The following is a 22,526-nucleotide window of genomic DNA, read 5'->3' as shown; positions in this document are numbered from 1 at the left end:
CGTGGCCTATCAATTTAGATTCCAAAAGCTGCTGGAACTAAAAGAAAATGAGAAAGATCAATCCTTATCTGAGTATCAGCAATCAGTTTCTGAATTTGAAAATGTTGCTGAAAAATTATATGAGAATATGAGCAAAAAGGAATTGCTTGAACAAAATAAGGAAGAGAAATTGAAAAGCGGTATGAGTGTACAAGAAATGAGGCATTACCAGCAATTTGTGTCAAATCTTGACAACACAATTTATCATTATCAAAAGCTTGTGATTATGAAACGAAATCAAATGAATCAAAAACAAGAAATTTTGACAGAGAAAAATATTGAAGTAAAAAAGTTTGAAAAAATGCGTGAAAAACAGTTTAAAATGTTTGCTCTTGAAGACAAAGCTGCAGAGATGAAAGAAATGGACGACATTTCAATCAAGCAGTTTATGATTCAAGGCCATTAGGGGCGAATGTAATGTCAGGCAAAAAGAAAGAATCAGGTAAGTTCCGTTCGGTTTTGCTTATCATTATCCTTCCGCTGATGTTTCTTCTAATCGCAGGGGGGATTGTTCTTTGGGCGGCTGGTGTCAATGTCCTAAAGCCGATACAGGAGGCTGCGGCAAAAACGCCGATTCTTAAAGAATGGGTTCCTGAAACCGAAAATAAAAAAGACACAGCATCAAGTAAGGATAGCGGTAATACGGCAGATCTGGAAAAGACCATTAAGGATCAAAAAAGTGAAATCAGTATATTGAATAAAGATTTAGAAACGAGTAAATCTGAAATCGACAGGCTCAACCAAAAGATTCGTTCTCTTGAAAAGACGGCGGAGGATCAAAAGAAGTCATCAGAAGATCATACTAAAGAAACATCAGGTTCGAATTCTTCTTCTGAGGATGACAAAGTGATCAGTGTATATAAGAGCATGGACAGCGGAAAGGCTGCTAAAATTATTGCCCAATTAAATGAGCAGGAAGCGCTGAAAATATTGAATGGCCTAAGCAAAAAGCAGCTTGCCGACATATTGGCGAAAATGACTCCTGAGCAAGCGGCAACCTATACAGAAAAAATTGCTGCCAGTCAAGAATAGGGGGAATTAAAGGTGAAGCTGCTTGAATTGGCGGGACCTTTGCTGCAAACTACAGCGGGTACTGCGGCTAAAACCGTGAAAAGTAGCCAGGGAGTTTTTCAAAACTGGCTTATGTCTGAGGCGGGCTTGAATGAAATCTCAGAACAAGGGAAGGATGCTCCTAATTCCGGAGACCAGCTAGCAGATGCCCTTAAAAAGATCAGTGATTGGCTAAAAGCAAGTCCTGAAGATCAAGACAAACATAAAGCGGAACTTCTGCAAACATTAAGCAAACTAACAGGGAAACAGCTGGATGAAACGGCTCAGCAATTGTTGCAGAATCTGTTGCAAGCGGTTGAATCAAAAATGTCCGGCGGAACGGATCAATTGCTCGCAGAATCAGGCAAAATGACCTCAGAAGGTAAAACGGCTCTGACTGACAATGATCCTGCTGCTGACAGTAATGGAGAACTGAATGTTGATACAGAGCAATCGAATCAGGATAATGAAGTATCTGAGGATGATAAAGAACTTGCCCTTATTCAGATGTTCATTAGCCAACTGCTAGACGGGAATAAGCTGACTGAACGCGGGAATGGAAATGACGCTCATGTCATTTACCAGAATGGAGAACAATTTCTTTCTGCGTTAGAAAAAAAGGGCGTATCTCAACAGCTCATTCAGGATCTTAAACAGCAAATATTCACTAAAGATGAGTCGGGTTCAAAACTTTATTCGATGACAGCGTCAGAGCTGAAAAGTTTTCAAAGTTTAATGGAGCAAATGTCTATGCTTCCTCAAAAAGGGACTAAAGAATGGAATTTAGCTGAAAGCCAGCTGAAAGCTTTCTTGTTATCGAAATCATCCGAATCATCGCAAGACTTTGGAAAGCGTGTCCTCACACCGCTCTCACAGAATTCATTCAGCAAAAGCGCGTCGGATGCTTCTGGAAGTATTCAGCCCGTAGATAGTAAATCAGGACTCCAAATGCTTTTTTCAGGGTACAGGAACACTGGGGCAGTTCAACCACTCGATCTGCAGCAGCTCTCATCTGATTTACCGACTGCCGAGACAAAAACGGCGGCTGATCAAGTTATCAATGCATGGAAGCAGATGAAATATACGCCATTCGGCAGATCAACGGGAAGTTTCACCATTCGGCTGAATCCTGAACATTTAGGATTTGTCACAATCAAGCTGACAAATGAAAATGGGATGTTTCAGAGTAAAATTATTGCATCGAGTCAATCAGCAAAAGAACTGCTAGAACAGCATCTTCCTCAGCTGAAGCAATCACTGCCGAATATGGCTGTCCAAATTGACCGTTTTACTCTCCCGGTTCAAAGCGGGGATCAGCCGATATACGGCCAGCTTGCTGATGAACAGAGACAGCAGCAAGAGGGGCAGAAACAGCAAAGACAGAAAAAGGAATCAAATGATTTCGGCGATCTGCTCGATGAACTGTCGATGGTTGAAATGGAGGAAGAAGAATGACATCTATCAGTTCAGAATATAAACTGCCTGAAAAAACAAGCACCGTGTCAACTAACAATAGCAGCTTGGGGAAAGATGAGTTCTTAAAAATATTAATGGCCCAAGTCCAAAACCAAGATCCGCTCAACCCGGTTGATGACAAAGAATTTATCAGCCAGATGGCGACTTTTTCAAGCTTGGAGCAAATGGTGAATTTAAATACCACAATGGCTCAATTCGTCGAAAAACAAGATCCGTTTACAACGTACCTTGATTGGATGGGCAAAGAAGTTTCTTGGACTGCTGACGGAGGTGCAACAGAAAAAACAGGCACAGTAAACTCAGTAAAACAGTCAAAAGGAAAATATTATCTCGTTCTTAATGATGGTACTGAAGTCAGCCCGTCTAATGTGTTGAATGTCGCACAGTCTTCTAAATAAAAAAATCTGGGGGAATACATTATGTTACGTTCACTTTATTCTGGAATCAGCGGTATGAAAAATTTTCAAACAAAGCTTGACGTTATCGGCAACAACATTGCCAACGTGAATACAGTAGGATTCAAAAAGAGCCGTGTTACCTTTAAAGATATGGTAAGCCAAACGATTGCCGGCGGTTCTGCGGCTGGAGGAGCAATTGGAGGTACGAACTCTAAGCAGATCGGTTTAGGTTCATCATCTGGCACAATTGATACAATTCATTCAACAAGCGCAACACAAAGCACAGGAAGAACACTTGATTTAGCGATTGACGGTGACGGGTACTTTCAAATTGATTCAGGTGATGGAACAGTTTATACACGTGCAGGAAACTTCTATTTAGATAATACTGGAACACTTGTTACCGGTGATGGCTACCATGTGTTAAATATGACTGGGGGAACGATTCAGATCCCTCTTGATGCACAAAGCTTCAGTATTGGCTCTGATGGTAACGTATCAATCGTTGATGCAGGCGGCCAACCACAAGACGGCGGACAAATCGGGGTTGTTACTTTTGCAAACAGCGACGGTTTAGATAAAATCGGCAACAACTTATACCGTGAATCTTTAAACTCTGGAGCGGCAAGTGCAGCCAACCAGCCTGGTGACGGCGGTACAGGTTCCCTTAAATCAGGGTTTCTCGAAATGTCTAACGTTGATTTAACTGACGAATTTACTGAAATGATTGTTGCCCAGCGCGGATTCCAATCAAACTCAAAAATTATTACAACATCAGATGAAATCCTTCAAGAACTGGTTAACCTTAAACGTTAAGGAGGGAGGGGAGGCGATAATCGCTTCTCCGCTGTTTTATGATTAAAGTAACCCGTTTGAATGGGCAGCCCTTTACACTGAATGCGCTGTTTATTGAACAGATTGAATGCTTTCCGGATACTACAATTACTCTTTCAAATGGTAAGAAGTTTGTAGTAAAAGAAGATGAAGAAGCTGTTCTGGAAAAGATCGCAACTTTCTACCGGAAAATACAAATATTTTCAATGGATCAAGGAATAGAGGAACCGGAATGAAGAAAAATTTAATGATCATTTTACTAATTATTCTTATCGTAATAGGTGCTCTTGGGGCGGCGGCTTATTTTGTTCTAGGCGGTGAGTCCGAAAAAAGTGAAACGGAAAAAAGCATTGATGAAATCGTTGCATCTTCTGTTGATGTAGAAGAGATCACAACAAATTTAAAGTCTGATAACATTATCCGGCTTGCTATTAAACTTCAGACCGACTCTGATAAATCAAAAGAAGAACTTGAAAAACGTGATTTTCAAGTGAAGGATGCTGTAATATCACTGCTGGCCGATACGAATGCTAATGCGATTGAGGGAGACAAGGGAAAAGAAGCCTTTAAGAAGGAACTAAAAGATAAAATAAATAGCTACCTCCAAGAAGGAAAAGTAGAAAAAGTGTATATTACCTCCTTTAATCTGCAATAAACAATCATTTGACAGAATACGGAGGTGAGGAAAATGTCAGGAGAAGTTCTCTCCCAAAATGAAATAGATGCACTGCTTTCTGCAATATCAACTGGTGAAATGGACGCTGAAGAGCTGAAAAAAGAAGAAAAAGAGAAGAAAGTGAAGGTTTATGATTTCAAACGTGCGCTGCGGTTTTCTAAGGATCAGATCCGCAGTTTAACGAGAATTCATGACAATTTTGCAAGACTTCTAACGACTCACTTTTCTGCTCAGCTCAGAACCTATATTCACATATCTGTCAGCTCAGTTGACCAGGTCCCGTATGAGGAATTTATCAGGTCAATACCGAACATGACGATTCTGAATCTGTTTGATGTCCATCCGATGGAAGGCAGAATTATGATGGAGGTTAATCCGACAATTGCTTATACGATGATGGATCGGGTAATGGGCGGTATTGGAATCAGTCATAATAAGGTTGACAGCTTGACAGAAATTGAAACAAAAATCATTTCTAATTTATTTGAAAATGCACTGGGGAATTATAAAGAAGCTTGGCAGTCAATTGCTGATATTGAACCGGAAATGACTGAGTTTGAAGTGAATCCGCAATTCGTTCAAATGGTATCTCCTAATGAAACGGTCGTGGTCATCTCGCTCAATACCCAAATCGGTGAAATCAGCGGTGTTATTAATCTTTGTATCCCGCATATTGTCCTCGAGCCGCTCATACCGAAGCTTTCGGTCCACTATTGGATGCAATCAGATAGAAATGAGCCGAAGCCTGAGGAAACAAAGTCGCTTGAAAAACGTATCATGACAGCACAAATACCTGTCGTGGCCGAGCTTGGCACATCTGAACTGACAATAGAAGAGTTTTTAAGTTTAGAAGTCGGAGACTGCATAACTTTGGACAAATCAGTCACGGATCCTCTTACTGTATTGGTCGGAGATAAGCCGAAATTTTTAGGACAAGCCGGCCGGGTGAATCGAAAACAGGCAGTGCAAATTTTAGATCACGACATAAGAGGTGAACAAGATGGAGAATAATAGATTATCTCAAGATGAGATTGACGCGCTTCTTAACGGCACTGGCGGTACGCCGGATGAGCCAGAGGTTCCGGAAGTACATGACTTATCGGACATGGAGCGTGATGCGATCGGTGAAATCGGAAATATTTCATTCGGCAGTTCTGCGACAGCCCTGTCAACGCTTTTAAATCAAAAGGTCGATATTACGACTCCGAGTGTAGCTGTCATTCCTAAAAGTAAAATCAGCGATGCGTTTCCTGAACCGTACGTAGCGATTGAAGTGAATTATACGGAGGGCTTTAGCGGCAGCAACCTGCTGGTCGTGGAACAAAATGACGCGGCGATTATCGCTGACTTAATGATGGGGGGAGACGGAAAAGGCGCGGACCCTTCACTGGGTGAAATTCATTTAAGTGCGGTTCAAGAAGCGATGAACCAAATGATGGGATCGGCAGCCACGTCAATGTCTACTGTATTCAGCAAAAAAATTGATATTTCACCGCCTCGGGTTGAATTGCTCGATGTTACTGAAGAAAAGGGAACAGACCGCATACCTGATGATGAAATGCTGGTGAAAGTGTCTTTCAACTTAAAGGTGGGAGATTTAATAGATTCCAGTATTATGCAGCTGTACCCGCTGTCATTTGCAAAAGATTTAATTGCAAATCTGATGAACACAGAAAGTGCAAAGGAAGAAACAGTGCCGCAGCCTGATGTTACATATGAGCAGCCGAAAGCGCCTGTGACGCCAGAGCCGCGTATGGAACCGCAGCAGCAACAGCAGCAACAGCAGCAACAGCAGCAACAGCAGCAACAGCAGCAACAGCAACAGCCGCCAAAAAGGCAGGGAACACCAAAAAAAGCAGCACCAGTTCAGGTTTCGCCAGTGGAATTTTCCGCATTTGATCCCAATGAGGCTTCTCAAGCCCCTATAAACAACTTGGATATGCTTTTGGATATTCCGCTTTCGATCACTGTTGAGCTTGGCAGAACGAAGAGAAGCGTAAAAGAAATTTTGGAGCTTTCTGCCGGAAGTATTATTGAGCTTGATAAGTTAGCCGGTGAGCCGGTAGATATTTTAGTGAATCGGCGAATCGTTGCCAAAGGCGAAGTCGTTGTCATTGAAGAAAACTTCGGAGTAAGAGTCACTGACATTTTAAGCCAAGCAGAGCGTATTAATAATTTAAAATAACGAAACACAAGGAGAGAAATAGATTATGGCACACAGAATTTTAATTGTAGATGACGCAGCTTTTATGCGAATGATGATTAAAGATATTTTGGTCAAAAACGGTTTTGAAGTAGTAGCGGAAGCTGAAAATGGAGCACAAGCAGTAGAAAAATATAAAGAGCATTCTCCTGATCTTGTTACTATGGATATCACGATGCCGGAAATGGATGGCATTACAGCATTAAAAGAAATTAAACAAATTGATGCACAGGCAAGAATCATTATGTGTTCTGCTATGGGACAACAATCAATGGTTATCGATGCCATTCAGGCCGGCGCCAAGGATTTTATCGTAAAACCTTTCCAGGCAGACCGTGTGCTTGAAGCAATCAACAAAACATTAAGTTAAAGGGTGTACGGCTGTTGAAAAAGAGTCAATATTTCATCGCTTTTATTTGTTTTTTCGTTCTATACAGTGTACATCCGATTGCGGCTGCCGCGGCAGACTCTGATAATTCAACTGTAAACGAATGGTTTCAAAAGAAAGATGAAAAAACTGCAGATAAGTCAGAGCAAAAGGAAGAAAAAACAACACAAACTGCTGATGAGACGGAGGGGGCTGCTGCTCCTTCTGTCTCAGCTTTTGATTTCGTGAAGATGATTTTCGCTTTACTATTTGTTGTCATGCTGATTTACGGGCTGGTTAAGCTCATGAACAAAAGAAATCGGCTCCTTAAGCCTTTTCAATATGTTGAAAATATTGGCGGCACATCGGTCGGACAAAACAGATCCATCCAATTGATCAAAGTCGGAAAAAATGTGCTCGTCGTTGGTGTAGGAGAAACGATCCAGCTGTTGAAAGAAATTGAGGATGAAAAAGAGATTGAGGTTATTCTCAGCCAGCATGAAGAGGCAATGTCAAGCAAAATAGAGTGGCAAAAGATTGTGAAGCCGCTTAAGGGTTCTGAACATCAATCGCAGCAAAAACTGCCTTCATTTTCAAAAGCGTTAAAAGAGCAGCTTGAAGAGTTAAAACAAAACCGTTCTGAAGGAAAAAAGAAAGGCCCACGTCATCATGAATGAGTTTATAAATATTTTCAGTTCAAGCGATCCGCAAAACGTAAGTTCATCTGTTAAATTACTATTATTGTTAACTGTATTTTCAGTGGCGCCTGGAATATTGATTCTTATGACTTGTTTTACTCGCATCGTCATTGTTCTATCATTTGTCAGGACTTCACTGGCGACACAATCTATGCCGCCAAACCAGGTTCTGATCGGGCTGGCGCTGTTTTTAACGTTTTTTATTATGGCTCCTACTTTTTCAGAGATTAATAAAGAGGCGCTGACGCCATTGATGGACAACAAAATCAGCTTGGACGAAGCGTATACGAAAGCTGAGGAACCAATTAAAGAATTTATGAGTAAACACACAAGGCAGAAGGATCTGGCGCTGTTTATGAATTACGCGAAAATGGATAAACCCGAATCATTAAAGGATATCCCGCTAACAACAATGGTTCCCGCTTTTGCCATATCGGAGCTCAAAACAGCGTTTCAAATAGGTTTTATGATTTTTATCCCATTTTTAATTATAGATATGGTCGTAGCGAGCGTCTTAATGTCAATGGGAATGATGATGCTCCCTCCAGTTATGATTTCTCTGCCCTTTAAAATATTACTTTTTGTTTTAGTAGACGGCTGGTATTTAATTGTGAAATCTTTGCTTCAGAGCTTTTAGGGTAGGTGCTAAACGTGAGTTCAGAATTTGTAATTTCTATGGCGGAAAAAGCCGTATACGTAACGCTGATGATCAGCGGGCCATTATTGGCTATTGCTTTACTGGTCGGTTTAATCGTCAGTATATTTCAGGCGACAACTCAAATACAGGAACAGACTTTGGCGTTTATTCCGAAAATCGTGGCAGTTCTTCTGGCCCTGATTTTTTTTGGCCCATGGATGCTGTCTACCATTCTTTCATTTACAACAGAGCTGTTTTCTAATTTAAATCGTTTTGCAGGGTAATGTAGAGATGAATTCGATTATTGATTTATTTCCTGCTTTTTTATTGGTTTTTATTAGAATTTCTGCTTTTTTTGTAACGATTCCGCTATTCGGACACCGAAATGTACCAGCTGTTCATCGAATTGGATTTGCTTTTTTTCTCGCGGTCATTTGTTTCAGCACCATTGATAAACCTCCCTCTTTGGAGATAGATGGGCAATATATGCTCCTGGCGTTTAAAGAAGCTTTGGTTGGTCTCTGTCTGGGATTAATCGCTTATATGATGATCGCCGCAGTTCAAATTGCCGGCTCGTTTATTGATTTTCAAATGGGTTTTTCAATTGCGAACGTTATTGATCCGCAAACCGGAGCACAAAGTCCGCTGATCGGCCAGTTTATCTATACGATGGCACTTTTGTTTATGCTCAGTGTCAACGCCCATCATTTGCTGCTCGACGGTATTTATTACAGCTTTGAGTATATTTCAGTTGATCAGGCATTTCCGAATTTCGGCGATGAGAAGTTTGCTTATTTTATCGCCAAAAGCTTTAATGCGATGTTTATTATTGCTTTTCAAATGTCAGCACCTGTTGTGGCCAGTTTGTTTCTGGTTGACTTAGCATTAGGCATTGTGGCTCGAACTGTTCCGCAATTAAATGTATTTGTGGTCGGTCTGCCCTTAAAGATCGCTGTCAGTTTCATCATGCTCATTGTGTGTATGTCTGTTATCTTCGTCGTTGTGCGGAATGTCTTCAGTTTAACGATTGAAACGATGCGGAATCTTTTAGCATTGGTCGGTGTTTCTTAATGAAGCTTAGAGTTGACCTGCAGTTTTTTGCGGGAGAGAAAACAGAAAAAGCCACTCCAAAAAAACGGCAGGATACGCGAAAAAAAGGACAGGTTGCTAAAAGTGCTGATGTCAATACTGCCGTTTCTTTATTAGTGATATTCCTTTCACTCATTGCGATTGGGCCGTTTATGAGGGACAGACTGCTGTCATTTATAGAAACATTTTATACCAAGTCGCTCTTAATGAAGCTTTCAGAATCAAATGTGCATATGCTGTTTATCAGCTTATTAAAGGATACGGCTTTTGTGCTTGCGCCGATTATGCTTGTCGCTCTTGTCGCAGGGGTCGTCAGCAACTATATGCAGGTGGGCTTCTTATTTTCTACAGAGGTCATAAAGCCTAAGCTTGAAAAACTTGATCCGATTAAAGGCTTTAAACGGATTTACAGCATGCGGGCAATAGTAGAACTGCTTAAATCCATTCTGAAAATCACTGTAGTCGGTTTTTCTGCTTTCGCTGTGCTTTGGCTGCATTATGGAGAAATTCTCCGGCTCCCGCTTCTGACACCCGAAGAGGCACTTTCTTTTGTTTCAAAACTCACCCTGTGGATGGGGCTGAGCGGTGCAGGGGCTTTGTTGATTCTTGCTGGTCTCGATTATTTATATCAAAAGTTTGACCATGAGAAAAACATCAAAATGTCAAAACAGGATATAAAAGATGAGTACAAAAAGTCTGAAGGAGACCCGATTATCAAGTCTAAAATTAAACAAAGACAGCGGGAAATGGCAATGAGGCGGATGATGCAGGAAGTTCCAAAAGCAGATGTCATTATCACAAACCCGACTCACTATGCGATTGCCCTGAAATATAACGAAGAAAAAATGGACGCTCCTTATATCGTTGCAAAAGGTGTTGACCACCTCGCGTTAAATATCAGGAAAATTGCGAAAGAGCATGATGTCATGATGGTCGAAAACAGACCGCTTGCCCGTGCGTTATATGATCAGGTAGAAATTGACCAGGCTGTGCCGGAAGAATTTTTTAAAGTCTTGGCTGAAATTCTGGCTTACGTATATAAAACAAAACAAAAAGTATAATTGAATTTTTCGATTTAAAAGGAGAGAAAAAGCAGCATGTCAACAAGAGATTTATCCGTTTTAATAAGTGTTGTCCTCATTGTGGCGATGCTGGTGATTCCATTTCCTCCATGGCTGTTAAGTATTTTGATCATTATTAATATTTCTCTTGCATTGATCGTGCTTCTTACCACAATGAATATGCAGGAAGCGCTGCAGTTTTCGATATTCCCGTCACTGTTGCTGCTTTTAACCCTATTTCGTTTGGGCTTGAACGTCTCAACGACCCGTTCAATTCTTTCACATGGTGAAGGCGGAAAAGTCGTCGAGACGTTCGGAAATTTCGTTGTCGGCGGAAATGTATTAGTTGGACTTGTTGTATTTATCATCCTGATTATTATTCAGTTTATCGTCATTACGAAAGGTGCTGAACGTGTTTCCGAGGTTGCAGCAAGATTTACGCTGGACGCAATGCCGGGGAAGCAGATGAGTATTGATGCTGATTTAAACGCAGGGATGATTACCGAACAGGAAGCGAAGCACCGCCGCGAAAAAGTGGCAAGAGAGGCTGACTTTTATGGAGCGATGGACGGTGCCAGTAAATTTGTAAAAGGTGACGCGATTGCCGGAATCATCATTGTCATGATCAATATTATTTTCGGTATCGTTATCGGAATGCTTCAGCAGGACATGTCCATTCAAGAGGCAGCTTCAAAATTTACGATGCTGACTGTAGGAGATGGGATTGTTTCGCAAATTCCTGCCCTGTTAATTTCTACAGCTACGGGTATAGTCGTGACAAGAGCTGCCTCTGAAGGAAACTTAGGGCATGACATTACAGGTCAGCTGTTTGCTTATCCAAAGCTTTTATACGTCGCAGCGTCTACGATTTTGCTTCTTGGTATTTTCACTCCGATTGGCATTTTTCTGACGGGTCCGCTTGCAGGGCTGCTTGCTTTTGGCGCTTATATGCTATCTAAATCAGGTAAGGAAAAAGAAGAAGTGGATGAGATTCTCGAGGAAGAGGCTGAGGTTGACGACCTTAAAAGCCCTGAAAGCGTTGTTCAGCTTCTGCACATAGATCCGATAGAATTTGAGTTTGGATATGGTTTGATACCGCTTGCTGATGCCAATCAAGGCGGTGATTTATTAGACCGAATTGTGATGATTCGCCGTCAATTGGCCCTGGAACTCGGCCTTGTCATTCCTGTGGTGCGCATCAGAGACAATATAGCATTGCAGCCTAATGAATACCGATTAAAAATTAAAGGGAACGAAATAGCAAAAGGCGAGCTGTTGCTTGATCATTATTTAGCAATGTCGCCTACGCCGGAAGATGATCTCATTGAAGGGATTGAAACAGTGGAACCGTCATTCGGACTGCCGGCAAAATGGATTGGCGAATCGATAAAAGATGAAGCTGACATGCTTGGTTATACAGTTGTTGATCCTGCTTCAGTCGTTTCAACCCATATTACAGAGAAGATTAAGCAGTATGCCCACGAATTGATCGGGAGACAGGAGACGAAACAGCTGATCGATCACTTGAAAGAAACGTATCCGGTGCTTGTTGAAGAGGTTACGCCTAATCCGTTGTCTGTCGGTGATATTCAGAAGGTGCTGGCTAAGCTTTTAAAAGAAAAAGTTTCAATCCGAAACTTAGTAACGATTTTTGAAACGCTTGCTGATTATGGAAAATTAACAACAGATTCTGATCTTTTGACAGAGTATACAAGACAGGCACTGGCTAAACAAATAACAGCCCAGTTTTCCAAAGAAAACGAAGTGTTGAAGGTTGTTACTTGTTCGGGTCGTGTAGAAAAGGCAATAGCTGACGGTGTACAGCAAACGGAACACGGAAATTATTTGTCGCTTGAACCAGATATTTCAGAAAGTATTGTGCGCTCTGTCGCTAAAGAAGCCGAACAGCTCTCATTACGTCAGGAAACTGCGATTCTTCTTTGTTCGCCGCCTGTCAGAATGTATGTGAAACAGCTTCTTGAACGATACTTCCCTGATCTTCCGGTACTCTCATATAACGAACTTGAGGCGAATGTTGAGGTACAAAGCATTGGAGTGGTGGATATTTAATGAAAATAAAAAAATTTACTGCTGCTTCAATGCAAGAAGCGGCACTTCTTATCAGAAAAGAGTTAGGTAATGATGCCGTCATCTTAAATTCGAAAAAGATTAAAAAGCGGAAATGGTTTGGACTCATCAACAAGCCTGCTGTTGAAGTAATTGCCGTATTGGATCAGGACTTTCCTAAGAAAAAAACACCTCAGAAGGAAGCTGAGCCGGAACAAACCTTAAAAACTCCGGTCAGCAGTCCGAAAATAGAAGAGAGGACATATCCCCCTCAATTTCCGCAGCCGCATGAGCCTGGTGATTTTTCAGTTTATCAATCTGTACTTCCTGAGCCGCTGCGAAAAACAGAAAAGCTTTTGCAAGAAAGCGGGATTAAAGAGTCAACGAAGACGAACGCGCTGAAAAAAATGCTTCGATGCTCTGTGGAAACGGGCGGTCTGACGGAAGAAAACGTGATCGGTAAACTCGAAGATATACTATGTGATACACTGCCTTCAGCAGACAAGTGGCAGGAGCCTATTCATTCAAAGTATATCGTGCTGTTTGGTTCAACCGGAGCAGGCAAAACAACAACACTGGCTAAGCTCGCAGCCATATCTATGCTTGAAAAACAGAAAAAAATCGCTTTTATTACAACAGATACGTATCGGATTGCAGCTGTTGAACAGTTGAAAACATACGCCGAACTGCTGCAGGCTCCTCTGGAAGTTTGTTACACAAAAGAAGAATTCGAGAAGGCGAAAGAGTTATTCACTGAGTATGACCATGTGTTTATCGATACAGCTGGAAGAAACTTCAAGGAACAGCAGTACATTGATGAATTGAAAGAGACAATCCCTTTTGAGAGCAGTATTCAGTCATTTCTCGTTTTATCCGCGACTGCAAAATATGAGGATATGAAGCATATTGTCAAACGGTTTTCATCTGTCCCTGTCAATCAGTTTATTTTTACGAAAATAGATGAAACTGCTTCCTTAGGTTCTGTATTTAATATACTTTCAGAATCCAAAATAGGTGTCGGGTTTATCACAAACGGCCAGAATGTGCCGGAGGATATACAGACTGTATCACCTCTTGATTTTGTAAGGATGCTGTGCAGATGAACAGATTTGACCAAGCAGCAACTTTACGGGCGAAAATGGAAAAGCGTCAGCGTGTTCTGCCAATGGTTTATTCACAAAAAGCAAAGACACTTGCTGTCATCAGCGGCAAGGGCGGTGTCGGGAAATCCAATATTACCTTAAACATGGCCCTTGCGCTGCAGGATAAAGGTAAGAAGGTACTGCTCATCGATCTTGATATCGGGATGGGGAACATTGATATATTAATGGGAAACTCATCGTCCGCCACAATTATCGATATATTAACCGATCGTAAACCTTTGATGCAGTCATTATCCACTGGGCCAAAGGGTTTGCGGTATATATCAGGGGGAACCGGTCTTGATGTGATGTTTCGGCTGGATCAGAGAAAATGGACGTTTTTTGCCAATGAGCTTTCTCATGCGTTAAGCCAGTTCGATTATGTCCTGTTTGACATGGGAGCGGGCTTATCAAAAGATCAGCTGCCTTTTATTTTATCAGCGGAAGATATTTTGATCATAACAACTCCCGAACCGACGGCCATTATGGACGCATACAGCGCTGTCAAGCACTTAGTTTTGACAGAAAATAAGCTTTCAATGAAGGTGGCTGTCAATCGGTGCCGTGATCAAAAGGAAGGGCTGGAGGCTTTTACCCGCCTTTCCCGCACGATTCATATGTTTTTAGATGTTCAGGTTCAGTTTGCTGGTTCCATTTCTGACGATACGATCGTGAGCAAAGCAGTTGTCGAACAGGTTCCTTTTTTCATAAAAAGTCCTCAGGCAAAAGCCAGCCGGTCAGTCCGTCTTTTAGCGGACGCCTTGTTTGAAAGAGAAGAAACAAGACACAAAGAAGACAAACAGACATTTATTGAGAAATTATCTTCTTTTTTAATGAGGAGGGCTTAATTTGATTCGTGTGCTTGTAGTTGATGATTCAGCTTTCATGAGAAAAATGATTAGTGATTTTCTAACCGAGGAAAAGCAGATAGAAGTATGCGGAACTGCGAGAAACGGAGAAGAAGCGCTTAAGAAGATCGAATTGCTAAAGCCGGATGTTATTACTCTTGATGTTGAAATGCCGGTCATGAATGGGACAGACACACTGCGCAAAATTATTGAGATTTATAACTTGCCGGTCATCATGGTGTCAAGCCAGACTGAGAAAGGAAAAGCGTGCACAATTAATTGTTTAGAGATCGGTGCCTTTGACTTTATTACAAAGCCATCGGGTTCTATATCTCTGGATTTGTATAAAATTAAAGAACAATTAGTTGAGCGTGTTGTCGCGGCTGGACTTTCCGGACAGAGGAAACATCCAGTATCACAGGCAGTGCGGCCTGAGCCTATAGTGCGTGCTGTAAAGCCTGAATTAAGCAAACTGAAAACAAGCACAGGCAGACAAATTGTGTGTATCGGCACATCAACAGGCGGTCCGAGGGCGTTACAAAAGGTGATACCGAAGCTTCCTAAGGATTTGAGCGCACCAGTGGTTGTTGTTCAGCACATGCCTGAAGGTTTTACTGCTTCTTTGGCTGAGCGTCTGAATCATTTATCTGACATTCAAGTAAAAGAAGCTAAAGATGGTGAAGCAGCTCTTAACGGTTGTGTTTACATAGCACCGGGCGGAAAAAACATATCTGTTATCAAAAACAGCGGGGGACTCCAGATCGTTCTTGATAATCTCGATACACCGAGCCGTCATAAACCATCAGCCGATTATTTATTCCGTTCTGTCGGTAAACTGGCAGACTATGAAAAAATAGCGGTTATCATGACTGGGATGGGCAGTGACGGCACTGCCGGCCTCAAAGACATGCTTACGGCCGGCAATGTGAAAGCCATTGCGGAGTCTGAAGAATCTTGTGTCGTATATGGGATGCCAAAAGCTGCTGTTAAAGCGGGCCTCATTCATGAGATTAAACATGTGAAAGATATCGCAGCATCCATCACAAGCTGTGTGAAAAAAGAGAGGGTGTGATTCAAATGGATATGAATCAGTATTTAGATGTCTTTATTGATGAGAGTAAAGAACACTTACAAACATGTAATGAAAAGCTGCTCCTTTTAGAGAAAGACCCGACTGACCTTCAGCTCGTTCATGATATATTCAGGGCTGCCCATACATTAAAAGGAATGAGCGCAACGATGGGCTATACGGATTTAGCACATCTAACCCACCTGCTTGAAAACGTGTTGGATGCATTCCGAAACGGAGACATGGCAGTTACCGCAGACTGGCTTGATATTTTGTTTGAAGCTCTGGACCACCTGGAAGCTATGGTTCAGTCTATTATTGACGGCGGAGATGGTAAAAGAGATATCTCAGAAGTAAGCGCCAAGCTTGATGTTAATGGTGCGCATGCTGAAACGGCTGCTTCTGCGGAACCTGCAGAAGTACAGAGTTCAGTATCTGATTGGGAATATGACGAATTTGAACGGACTGTCATACAAGAAGCTGAGGAGCAAGGTTTTAAACGATATGAAATCAAAATTTCTCTGAACGAAAACTGTATGTTAAAAGCAGTTCGGGTATATATGGTGTTTGAAAAGCTTAATGAAGTCGGAGAAGTAGCCAAAACAATCCCAAGTGCGGAAGTGCTCGAAACAGAAGATTTCGGCACTGACTTTCAAGTTTGCTTCTTAACACACCAATCAGCGGAAGAAATTAAACAATTAATCAATGGAGTTTCAGAAATTGAGCATGTCGAAGTTATTCAAGGGGCTCCTTTAACATCAGCTGAAAAGCCGGAAGAACCTAAGTCGGCGGATTCACCAGCCCCTGTACCTGTTAAGCAGGAGAAACAACAACAGCCTGCTAAAAACGATGATCAGGCGAAGCATACAGCCGGCGGATCTAAAACAATTCGTGTCAACATTGACAGACTTGATTCTTTAATGAACTTATTCGAAGAGCTTGTCATTGACCGCGGGCGTCTAGAGCAGATTGCAAAAGAGCTTGAGCACAATGAACTGACTGAAACAGTTGAACGAATGACCAGAATTTCCGGAGATTTGCAATCGATTATTCTAAATATGAGAATGGTTCCGGTTGAAACTGTTTTTAACCGGTTCCCGAGAATGATTCGCCAGCTTCAAAAAGAGCTGAATAAAAAAATAGAACTGTCGATCATCGGTGCGGAAACTGAACTGGATCGAACAGTAATTGATGAAATTGGAGATCCTCTCGTGCACTTGATCAGAAACAGTATTGATCATGGTATCGAGTCTCCGGAAACGCGCTTGCAAAAAGGAAAAACGGAATCGGGAAATGTTGTGCTGAAAGCCTATCACAGCGGCAACCATGTCTTTATCGAAGTAGAGGATGACGGTGCAGGCCTTAATCGTAAAAAAATTCTTGAAAAAGCGCTTGAGCGCAGCGTCATTACGGAAAAAGAAGCTGAAACCTTAGAAGACAATCAAATTTACGAATTGATCTTTGCTCCAGGGTTCTCAACTGCTGATCAAATTTCTGATATTTCCGGCCGCGGCGTCGGACTTGATGTTGTGAAAAATAAACTGGAGTCTCTTGGCGGTTCAGTCAGTGTAAAATCTGCAGAAGGCCAAGGCTCTCTATTCAGCATCCAGCTTCCGCTTACATTGTCCATTATTTCAGTTCTGCTGGTCAAATTGGAAGAAGAGATATTTGCCATTCCGATTTCTTCAATCATTGAAACAGCAGTTATTAACAGAAAAGATATTTTACAAACGCATGACCGTGAAGTGATTGACTTCAGAGGGCACATTGTCCCTGTCGTTTATTTAAAAGAAGAGTTTAAAATAGAAGATACAAGATTAGACGCGGAACAGCTCCATATCATTGTCGTGAAAAAAGGCGACAAACCTACTGCATTTGTGGTGGACTCCTTTATTGGCCAGCAGGAAGTTGTGCTGAAATCACTCGGAGATTATTTAACAAACGTCTTTGCAATTTCCGGAGCTACTATTTTAGGAGACGGAGACGTAGCACTCATTATTGATTGTAATGCACTGATTATTTAACCATTCGAGGAGGTGTCTCACATGACTGCAGAAATTAAAACAGGCGAAAAAATGATTGTCTTTGTGGTAAATGGCAAAGAATATGCCATTTCCGTCACTCAGGTGAAATCAATTGAAAAATGGCAAAAGCCGACGAGAGTGCCTGGCGTCGAACCATATATTTGCGGGGTAATCAATTTGCGCGGGGTTGTGACTCCGGTTATTGATTTAAGAAAGCGCCTGAATTTGCCAGAGTATGAAATTACCGATGAAACACGAATTATCATTATTGCTTATCGTGATATTGAAGTCGGCTGGATTGTGGATGAAGCGAATGATGTGATTACCGTACACGAAAATGAAATAGAATCTGCTCCAGAAAGCGTCCAGAAAGATACAGATGTATCGATCGAACAGATTGTGAAACAAGAGAACAGACTTTTAAATATTATTGATGCGAACGCGGTTTTGGATAAAGAATCATCTCAGTCCGCTGTGCCCGATCAAGCTTAATCTTAAAGGGGTTATGACATGAGTATTTTTAATGGAATCAAAGAAGAGCAGATGGACATTTTGCGGGAAGTCGGCAATATTGGCGCCGGCCACTCCGCCTCTGCAATGGCCCTGCTGTTAAATAGAAAGATAGATATGGAAGTCCCGTTTGCAAAGCTGCTGTCTTTCGATGATCTTGTCGATTTTTTCGGCGGCGCCGATATCCCGGTTGCCAGCATCTTTTTAAGAATGGAAGGCGACTTAACGGGTTCAATGTTCTTTATAATGCCTTTTTATCAGGCGGAGCAGTTTATCAGAGAGCTGATTGGAAACCCCGAATTTGATATAGAGGACTTAGGTGAAGATCATATTAGCTCATCCGCTTTGCATGAACTGGGCAATATTTTAGCAGGGTCATATTTAACAGCCTTGGCGGATTTGACGAAACTCCAGCTTTATCCAAGCGTTCCTGAAGTTTCATTGGACATGTTCGGCGCTGTGATCAGCGAAGGGCTGATGGAGCTCAGTCAGGTTGGAGAACACGCTATTGTTGTCGACACGTCAATTTTTGACCAAGGCCATCAGCAGGAGCTGAAAGCGCATATGTTTATGCTGCCGGACTATGATTCGTTTGAAAAGCTCTTTGTCGCCTTGGGTGCATCAATATGAGTACAACTGAGGCTGTTGTTGTAAAGGTTGGAATTGCTGACGTAAAGATCGCCCGCTTTCCAGATACCATCCGGACCTCTGGTTTAGGATCATGTGTGGGGCTGGTGCTTTACGATAAAGAAAAGCAAACAGCGGGGCTTGTCCATGTTATGCTGCCGGATTCAACGTTATCGAAAACTGCCGAACTTAATCGGGCTAAGTACGCTGACACCGCCGTGAAAACCACAATTGATATGCTGGTAGAAGCGGGGTGCCGGAAATTTGCATTAAAAGCAAAGTTAGCCGGCGGATCAGAAATGTTTAAATTTAAATCGACAAATGATTTGATGAAGATCGGACCGAGAAATGTATTAGCGATAAAGGAACAGCTGTCTTTATATAAAATTCCCATCATTAGTGAAGATACGGGCGGCTCAAGCGGCCGGACGATAGAATTTGAACCGAAGTCCTGCATGCTGCATATTCGAACTGTTAAACAAGGTGAAAAAACGATTTAATTAAGGTATTAGGGGGATAACAATGCAATCCTTGAATTATGAAGATCAGGAGCTTTGGACGCGCTGGAAAGAGTGGAAAGATCCTAAAGCCGGTGACGATTTAATGCGCCGTTACATGCCGCTTGTCACATATCATGTAGGCAGAATTTCTGTCGGACTGCCAAAATCAGTGCATAAAGACGATCTTATGAGCCTTGGTATGCTTGGTTTATATGATGCCCTTGAAAAATTTGACCCCAGCCGGGACTTAAAATTTGATACCTACGCCTCGTTTAGAATTCGCGGTGCAATCATAGACGGGCTTCGTAAAGAAGATTGGCTGCCCAGAACCTCACGTGAAAAAACAAAGAAGGTTGAAGCGACAATTGAAAAGCTTGAACAGCGCTATCTTCGGAACGTAACGCCCGCAGAAATTGCAGAGGAACTCGGAATGACGGTACAGGATGTAGTGTCAACAATGAATGAAGGTTTTTTTGCCAATCTGCTGTCAATTGATGAAAAGCTTCATGATCAAGATGATGGTGAAAACATTCAGGTCATGATCAGAGATGACAAAAATGTTCCGCCTGAGGAAAAGATTATGAAGGATGAACTGATTGCACAGCTTGCCGAAAAAATTCACGAACTCTCTGAAAAAGAACAGCTTGTAGTCAGTTTGTTCTACAAAGAGGAGTTGACATTGACAGAAATCGGGCAAGTATTAAATCTTTCTACGTCCCGCATATCACAGATCCATTCAAAGGCACTATTTAAATTAAAGAATCTGCTTGAAAAAGTGATTCAATAATGAATTTCATGGTTAGCGAGTGAAAAACATGTCAACACTATTATGGCTTTTAAGCTTTGCGCTCCACGGCGTTCTTCTGTACGCTGTCATTATCCTGTATATGAGGCTCGCGGCTGTGAAAGAAACAGAAAAACAGCAAAAAAAGATACTTGAAGAGACGGAAAACACCTTAGCGGCATTTCTTCTTGAATTAAAAGAAGAAAATGAGAAACTGATAGGAAATACCGATTCACCTTCAAGCCAAGCCGAAAAAGAAACCCAAAAGTCAGACCTTCAGCGCTCTGAAAAATATGCAGAGCGGGATGCAGTTCAAGAAGAAGAAAATCTTCCTGAACATATTGAAGGCCTGATTACTGAGGTTGAGCGTCAGGAAGAGAGCGTAAACAGCGATGTCCAATCTTTTGAAGACCAGGTCATAGATTTATATGAACAGGGGTATTCAGCCAGTCAAATAGCTCAGAAACTGAAGAGCGGAAAGACAGAAATCGAGCTATTTTTAAAATTTCGCTCCAAAGGTGTAAAGGATTCTTGATTGTCGGATAAAGCTGTGTTATATTATGTCTTGGTGTTAAATACACACGCTTAACGATTTATGCAGAGGGTGCTGCAGGCGGCAGTTCTGCACAAAAATGACCTAAGCGGAGGAAAAAAACCATTATATTAGGAGGAAATAACATGTCAGTCATTTCTATGAAGCAATTGCTTGAAGCTGGTGTTCACTTCGGTCACCAAACACGCCGTTGGAACCCAAAAATGAAGCGTTACATTTTCACGGAGCGTAACGGAATCTACATCATTGACCTTCAAAAAACAGTCAAAAAAGTAGAGGAAGCTTACAACTTCACTAAAAATCTTGCTGCTGAAGGCGGAAAAATCCTTTTCGTCGGAACAAAAAAACAAGCTCAAGATTCTGTTAAAGAAGAAGCTCAGCGCTCTGGCATGTACTATGTCAACCAACGCTGGTTGGGCGGTACATTAACAAACTTTGAAACAATCCAAAAACGTATTAAACGTCTTAAAGACATTGAAAAAATGCAAGAAAACGGTACGTTTGAAGTACTTCCTAAAAAAGAAGTCGTTCAATTGAAAAAAGAATTAGAGCGTCTTGAAAAATTCCTAGGCGGAATTAAAGATATGAAGGGTCTTCCTGATGCATTATTCATCATCGATCCTCGCAAAGAGCGCATCGCTGTTGCGGAAGCTCGCAAATTAAACATCCCTATCATCGGTATCGTAGATACTAACTGTGATCCAGATGAAATCGATGTTGTAATTCCAGCGAACGATGACGCTATCCGTGCTGTTAAACTTCTAACTTCTAAAATGGCAGATGCAATCCTAGAAGCGAAGCAAGGCGAAGAAGAAGCGGAAGTTGCTGAAGAAACTGCACCAGAAACAGAAACAACAACTGCGTAACCTATTTAAAAGGTGATAAGAGGGACTGCCTTTTATCACCTTTTTTCAAGAAAAATGTGTGATATACATACTCTTGTTTAAACATATAAGGAGGAATACAAATGGCAATTACTGCACAGCAAGTAAAAGAACTGCGTGAAAAAACTGGCGCGGGCATGATGGACTGTAAAAAAGCGTTAACTGAAACTGACGGAGATATGGATAAAGCAATTGACCTTTTAAGAGAAAAAGGAATTGCGAAAGCAGCGAAAAAAGCTGACCGTATCGCAGCTGAAGGTTCTACTATTATTAAAACTGACGGCAACAAAGGTGTTATCCTTGAAGTCAACTCTGAAACTGACTTCGTTGCGAAAAACGAAGGCTTCAAAGAGCTTCTTAACACTTTAGCTGACCACCTTCTTACAAATGCTCCAGCAGATGTTGAAGAAGCAATGGGTCAAAAAATGGAAAATGGCGCTACTGTTGAAGAGTACATCACAAGCGCAGTTGCTAAAATCGGTGAGAAAATCACTCTTCGCCGCTTTACAGTTCTTACAAAAGACGACAGCTCTGCATTCGGTGCTTACCTTCACATGGGCGGCCGCATCGGCGTATTAACTGTTCTCAACGGTACTACTGACGAAGAAACTGCGAAAGATATCGCAATGCACGTTGCTGCAGTGAATCCTCGTTATATTTCTCGCGATCAAGTATCTGAAGAAGAAAAAAATCATGAGCGTCAAATCTTAACTCAGCAAGCCCTTCAAGAAGGCAAACCTGAAAACATCGTAGCGAAAATGGTTGAAGGCCGTCTGAACAAATTCTTCGAAGAAATTTGTCTTTTAGACCAAGCGTTCGTTAAAAACCCAGATGAAAAAGTGAAACAAGTTGTTGCATCGAAAAACGCAACTGTTCAAACTTTTGTCCGCTATGAAGTTGGAGAAGGCATCGAAAAACGTCAAGAAAACTTTGCTGAAGAAGTAATGAACCAAGTGAAAAAATAATGGCGAAAAGATTTCGCGGCGAAGT

Annotated in this window: 27 protein-coding genes; all 27 read left to right on the top strand. The window is 41.7% G+C overall.

Going from position 1 to position 22,526, the window contains the following annotated elements:
* Window position 1 precedes the first annotated feature (1 nt).
* The 27 genes from fliJ (at window position 2) to tsf (ending at window position 22,501) form a co-directional block, all read left to right on the top strand.
* Window positions 2-445, top strand: coding sequence for a flagellar export protein FliJ (gene fliJ, locus ACMX2I_RS13105; protein ID WP_087991596.1), 444 nt, complete (start codon window positions 2-4; stop codon window positions 443-445).
* 11 nt (window positions 446-456) lie between these two features.
* Window positions 457-1,071 (top strand): MotE family protein, encoded by a 615-nt coding sequence (locus tag ACMX2I_RS13100; protein WP_414957172.1) that lies wholly within the window; start codon window positions 457-459, stop codon window positions 1,069-1,071.
* Window positions 1,072-1,083: 12 nt separating this feature from the next.
* Window positions 1,084-2,544: a flagellar hook-length control protein FliK gene (locus tag ACMX2I_RS13095; protein ID WP_414957171.1), complete on the top strand. Its 1,461-nt coding sequence runs from the start codon at window positions 1,084-1,086 to the stop codon at window positions 2,542-2,544.
* Entirely contained in the window at window positions 2,541-2,963 is a 423-nt protein-coding gene (gene flgD / locus ACMX2I_RS13090) for a flagellar hook assembly protein FlgD (RefSeq protein WP_087991600.1), read from the top strand. Before ACMX2I_RS13095 ends, flgD begins: the two co-directional genes overlap by 4 nt.
* A 21-nt stretch (window positions 2,964-2,984) precedes the next feature.
* Window positions 2,985-3,779, top strand: a complete 795-nt coding sequence (flgG, locus tag ACMX2I_RS13085) for a flagellar basal body rod protein FlgG (protein WP_414957170.1) — start codon at window positions 2,985-2,987, stop codon at window positions 3,777-3,779.
* A 38-nt stretch (window positions 3,780-3,817) separates the two neighbouring features.
* Window positions 3,818-4,033, top strand: coding sequence for a swarming motility protein SwrD (swrD, locus tag ACMX2I_RS13080; protein ID WP_087991602.1), 216 nt, complete (start codon window positions 3,818-3,820; stop codon window positions 4,031-4,033).
* A complete protein-coding gene (fliL, locus tag ACMX2I_RS13075; RefSeq protein ID WP_414957169.1) occupies window positions 4,030-4,452 on the top strand; it encodes a flagellar basal body-associated protein FliL in 423 nt (140 codons plus the stop codon). Before swrD ends, fliL begins: the two co-directional genes overlap by 4 nt.
* A 33-nt stretch (window positions 4,453-4,485) precedes the next feature.
* Entirely contained in the window at window positions 4,486-5,484 is a 999-nt protein-coding gene (gene fliM, locus ACMX2I_RS13070) for a flagellar motor switch protein FliM (protein ID WP_003220879.1), read from the top strand.
* Window positions 5,474-6,658 (top strand): flagellar motor switch phosphatase FliY, encoded by a 1,185-nt coding sequence (gene fliY / locus ACMX2I_RS13065; protein WP_414957168.1) that lies wholly within the window; start codon window positions 5,474-5,476, stop codon window positions 6,656-6,658. The genes fliM and fliY overlap by 11 nt, the downstream gene beginning before the upstream one ends.
* A gap of 25 nt (window positions 6,659-6,683) precedes the next feature.
* Window positions 6,684-7,046: a chemotaxis protein CheY gene (cheY, locus tag ACMX2I_RS13060; RefSeq protein ID WP_014476812.1), complete on the top strand. Its 363-nt coding sequence runs from the start codon at window positions 6,684-6,686 to the stop codon at window positions 7,044-7,046.
* 14 nt (window positions 7,047-7,060) lie between these two features.
* Entirely contained in the window at window positions 7,061-7,720 is a 660-nt protein-coding gene (gene fliZ, locus ACMX2I_RS13055) for a flagella biosynthesis regulatory protein FliZ (RefSeq protein ID WP_087991607.1), read from the top strand.
* Window positions 7,713-8,378 (top strand): flagellar type III secretion system pore protein FliP, encoded by a 666-nt coding sequence (gene fliP / locus ACMX2I_RS13050; protein ID WP_087991608.1) that lies wholly within the window; start codon window positions 7,713-7,715, stop codon window positions 8,376-8,378. The genes fliZ and fliP overlap by 8 nt, the downstream gene beginning before the upstream one ends.
* 14 nt (window positions 8,379-8,392) lie before the next feature.
* Window positions 8,393-8,662 carry a flagellar biosynthesis protein FliQ gene (gene fliQ / locus ACMX2I_RS13045; protein WP_003220888.1) on the top strand — a complete coding sequence of 90 codons (270 nt, stop codon included), beginning with the start codon at window positions 8,393-8,395 and terminating at the stop codon, window positions 8,660-8,662.
* 7 nt (window positions 8,663-8,669) lie between these two features.
* Window positions 8,670-9,449, top strand: coding sequence for a flagellar biosynthetic protein FliR (gene fliR, locus ACMX2I_RS13040; protein WP_414957167.1), 780 nt, complete (start codon window positions 8,670-8,672; stop codon window positions 9,447-9,449).
* Window positions 9,449-10,528, top strand: coding sequence for a flagellar biosynthesis protein FlhB (gene flhB, locus ACMX2I_RS13035; RefSeq protein ID WP_202327677.1), 1,080 nt, complete (start codon window positions 9,449-9,451; stop codon window positions 10,526-10,528). The genes fliR and flhB overlap by 1 nt, the downstream gene beginning before the upstream one ends.
* A gap of 36 nt (window positions 10,529-10,564) precedes the next feature.
* A complete protein-coding gene (flhA, locus tag ACMX2I_RS13030; RefSeq protein WP_087991611.1) occupies window positions 10,565-12,598 on the top strand; it encodes a flagellar biosynthesis protein FlhA in 2,034 nt (677 codons plus the stop codon).
* A complete protein-coding gene (locus ACMX2I_RS13025) occupies window positions 12,598-13,698 on the top strand; it encodes a flagellar biosynthesis protein FlhF (RefSeq protein WP_414957166.1) in 1,101 nt (366 codons plus the stop codon). The genes flhA and ACMX2I_RS13025 overlap by 1 nt, the downstream gene beginning before the upstream one ends.
* Window positions 13,689-14,585, top strand: coding sequence for a flagellum location/number ATPase FlhG (flhG, locus tag ACMX2I_RS13020; protein ID WP_414957165.1), 897 nt, complete (start codon window positions 13,689-13,691; stop codon window positions 14,583-14,585). Before ACMX2I_RS13025 ends, flhG begins: the two co-directional genes overlap by 10 nt.
* A gap of 1 nt (window position 14,586) precedes the next feature.
* The gene (cheB, locus tag ACMX2I_RS13015) at window positions 14,587-15,657 is read left to right on the top strand and encodes a protein-glutamate O-methylesterase CheB (RefSeq protein WP_414957164.1); all 1,071 of its coding nucleotides are present in this window, start codon (window positions 14,587-14,589) and stop codon (window positions 15,655-15,657) included.
* Between the two features lie 5 nt (window positions 15,658-15,662).
* Window positions 15,663-17,678, top strand: coding sequence for a chemotaxis protein CheA (gene cheA, locus ACMX2I_RS13010; protein WP_414957163.1), 2,016 nt, complete (start codon window positions 15,663-15,665; stop codon window positions 17,676-17,678).
* 21 nt (window positions 17,679-17,699) lie between these two features.
* Window positions 17,700-18,170, top strand: a complete 471-nt coding sequence (gene cheW / locus ACMX2I_RS13005) for a chemotaxis protein CheW (RefSeq protein WP_087991619.1) — start codon at window positions 17,700-17,702, stop codon at window positions 18,168-18,170.
* A gap of 18 nt (window positions 18,171-18,188) precedes the next feature.
* Entirely contained in the window at window positions 18,189-18,818 is a 630-nt protein-coding gene (gene cheC / locus ACMX2I_RS13000; RefSeq protein ID WP_414957162.1) for a CheY-P phosphatase CheC, read from the top strand.
* On the top strand, window positions 18,815-19,315 hold the full coding sequence (cheD, locus tag ACMX2I_RS12995) for a chemoreceptor glutamine deamidase CheD (protein WP_087991621.1): 501 nt from the start codon (window positions 18,815-18,817) through the stop codon (window positions 19,313-19,315). Before cheC ends, cheD begins: the two co-directional genes overlap by 4 nt.
* Before the next feature lie 22 nt (window positions 19,316-19,337).
* A complete protein-coding gene (gene sigD / locus ACMX2I_RS12990) occupies window positions 19,338-20,102 on the top strand; it encodes an RNA polymerase sigma-28 factor SigD (RefSeq protein ID WP_414957161.1) in 765 nt (254 codons plus the stop codon).
* Window positions 20,103-20,130: 28 nt separating this feature from the next.
* On the top strand, window positions 20,131-20,634 hold the full coding sequence (locus tag ACMX2I_RS12985; RefSeq protein WP_414957160.1) for a Swarming motility protein SwrB: 504 nt from the start codon (window positions 20,131-20,133) through the stop codon (window positions 20,632-20,634).
* Between the two features lie 143 nt (window positions 20,635-20,777).
* Window positions 20,778-21,518, top strand: coding sequence for a 30S ribosomal protein S2 (gene rpsB / locus ACMX2I_RS12980; RefSeq protein WP_087991623.1), 741 nt, complete (start codon window positions 20,778-20,780; stop codon window positions 21,516-21,518).
* A gap of 101 nt (window positions 21,519-21,619) precedes the next feature.
* Entirely contained in the window at window positions 21,620-22,501 is an 882-nt protein-coding gene (gene tsf, locus ACMX2I_RS12975; protein WP_414957159.1) for a translation elongation factor Ts, read from the top strand.
* The last annotated feature ends 25 nt before the right edge of the window (window positions 22,502-22,526 follow it).

Origin of the sequence: Bacillus sp. SW14 (genome assembly GCF_047608225.1) — a bacterium.
Classification (GTDB): Bacteria; Bacillota; Bacilli; order Bacillales; family Bacillaceae; genus Bacillus; species Bacillus subtilis_G.
This window is presented reverse-complemented; position numbering and strand designations above follow the sequence as displayed.

Excerpts from the sequence above, each read along its gene's own strand:
- ACMX2I_RS13100 (WP_414957172.1), top strand. The coding sequence starts at position 457 with ATGTCAGGCAAAAAGAAAGAATCAGGTAAGTTCCGTTCGGTTTTGCTT.
- flgD (WP_087991600.1), top strand. The coding sequence starts at position 2,541 with ATGACATCTATCAGTTCAGAATATAAACTGCCTGAAAAAACAAGCACC.
- flgG (WP_414957170.1), top strand. The coding sequence starts at position 2,985 with ATGTTACGTTCACTTTATTCTGGAATCAGCGGTATGAAAAATTTTCAA.
- swrD (WP_087991602.1), top strand. The coding sequence starts at position 3,818 with ATGATTAAAGTAACCCGTTTGAATGGGCAGCCCTTTACACTGAATGCG.
- fliL (WP_414957169.1), top strand. The coding sequence starts at position 4,030 with ATGAAGAAAAATTTAATGATCATTTTACTAATTATTCTTATCGTAATA.
- fliM (WP_003220879.1), top strand. The coding sequence starts at position 4,486 with ATGTCAGGAGAAGTTCTCTCCCAAAATGAAATAGATGCACTGCTTTCT.
- fliY (WP_414957168.1), top strand. The coding sequence starts at position 5,474 with ATGGAGAATAATAGATTATCTCAAGATGAGATTGACGCGCTTCTTAAC.
- cheY (WP_014476812.1), top strand. The coding sequence starts at position 6,684 with ATGGCACACAGAATTTTAATTGTAGATGACGCAGCTTTTATGCGAATG.
- fliP (WP_087991608.1), top strand. The coding sequence starts at position 7,713 with ATGAATGAGTTTATAAATATTTTCAGTTCAAGCGATCCGCAAAACGTA.
- fliR (WP_414957167.1), top strand. The coding sequence starts at position 8,670 with ATGAATTCGATTATTGATTTATTTCCTGCTTTTTTATTGGTTTTTATT.
- flhB (WP_202327677.1), top strand. The coding sequence starts at position 9,449 with ATGAAGCTTAGAGTTGACCTGCAGTTTTTTGCGGGAGAGAAAACAGAA.
- flhA (WP_087991611.1), top strand. The coding sequence starts at position 10,565 with ATGTCAACAAGAGATTTATCCGTTTTAATAAGTGTTGTCCTCATTGTG.
- ACMX2I_RS13025 (WP_414957166.1), top strand. The coding sequence starts at position 12,598 with ATGAAAATAAAAAAATTTACTGCTGCTTCAATGCAAGAAGCGGCACTT.
- cheA (WP_414957163.1), top strand. The coding sequence starts at position 15,663 with ATGGATATGAATCAGTATTTAGATGTCTTTATTGATGAGAGTAAAGAA.
- cheW (WP_087991619.1), top strand. The coding sequence starts at position 17,700 with ATGACTGCAGAAATTAAAACAGGCGAAAAAATGATTGTCTTTGTGGTA.
- cheC (WP_414957162.1), top strand. The coding sequence starts at position 18,189 with ATGAGTATTTTTAATGGAATCAAAGAAGAGCAGATGGACATTTTGCGG.
- cheD (WP_087991621.1), top strand. The coding sequence starts at position 18,815 with ATGAGTACAACTGAGGCTGTTGTTGTAAAGGTTGGAATTGCTGACGTA.
- sigD (WP_414957161.1), top strand. The coding sequence starts at position 19,338 with ATGCAATCCTTGAATTATGAAGATCAGGAGCTTTGGACGCGCTGGAAA.
- ACMX2I_RS12985 (WP_414957160.1), top strand. The coding sequence starts at position 20,131 with ATGTCAACACTATTATGGCTTTTAAGCTTTGCGCTCCACGGCGTTCTT.
- rpsB (WP_087991623.1), top strand. The coding sequence starts at position 20,778 with ATGTCAGTCATTTCTATGAAGCAATTGCTTGAAGCTGGTGTTCACTTC.
- tsf (WP_414957159.1), top strand. The coding sequence starts at position 21,620 with ATGGCAATTACTGCACAGCAAGTAAAAGAACTGCGTGAAAAAACTGGC.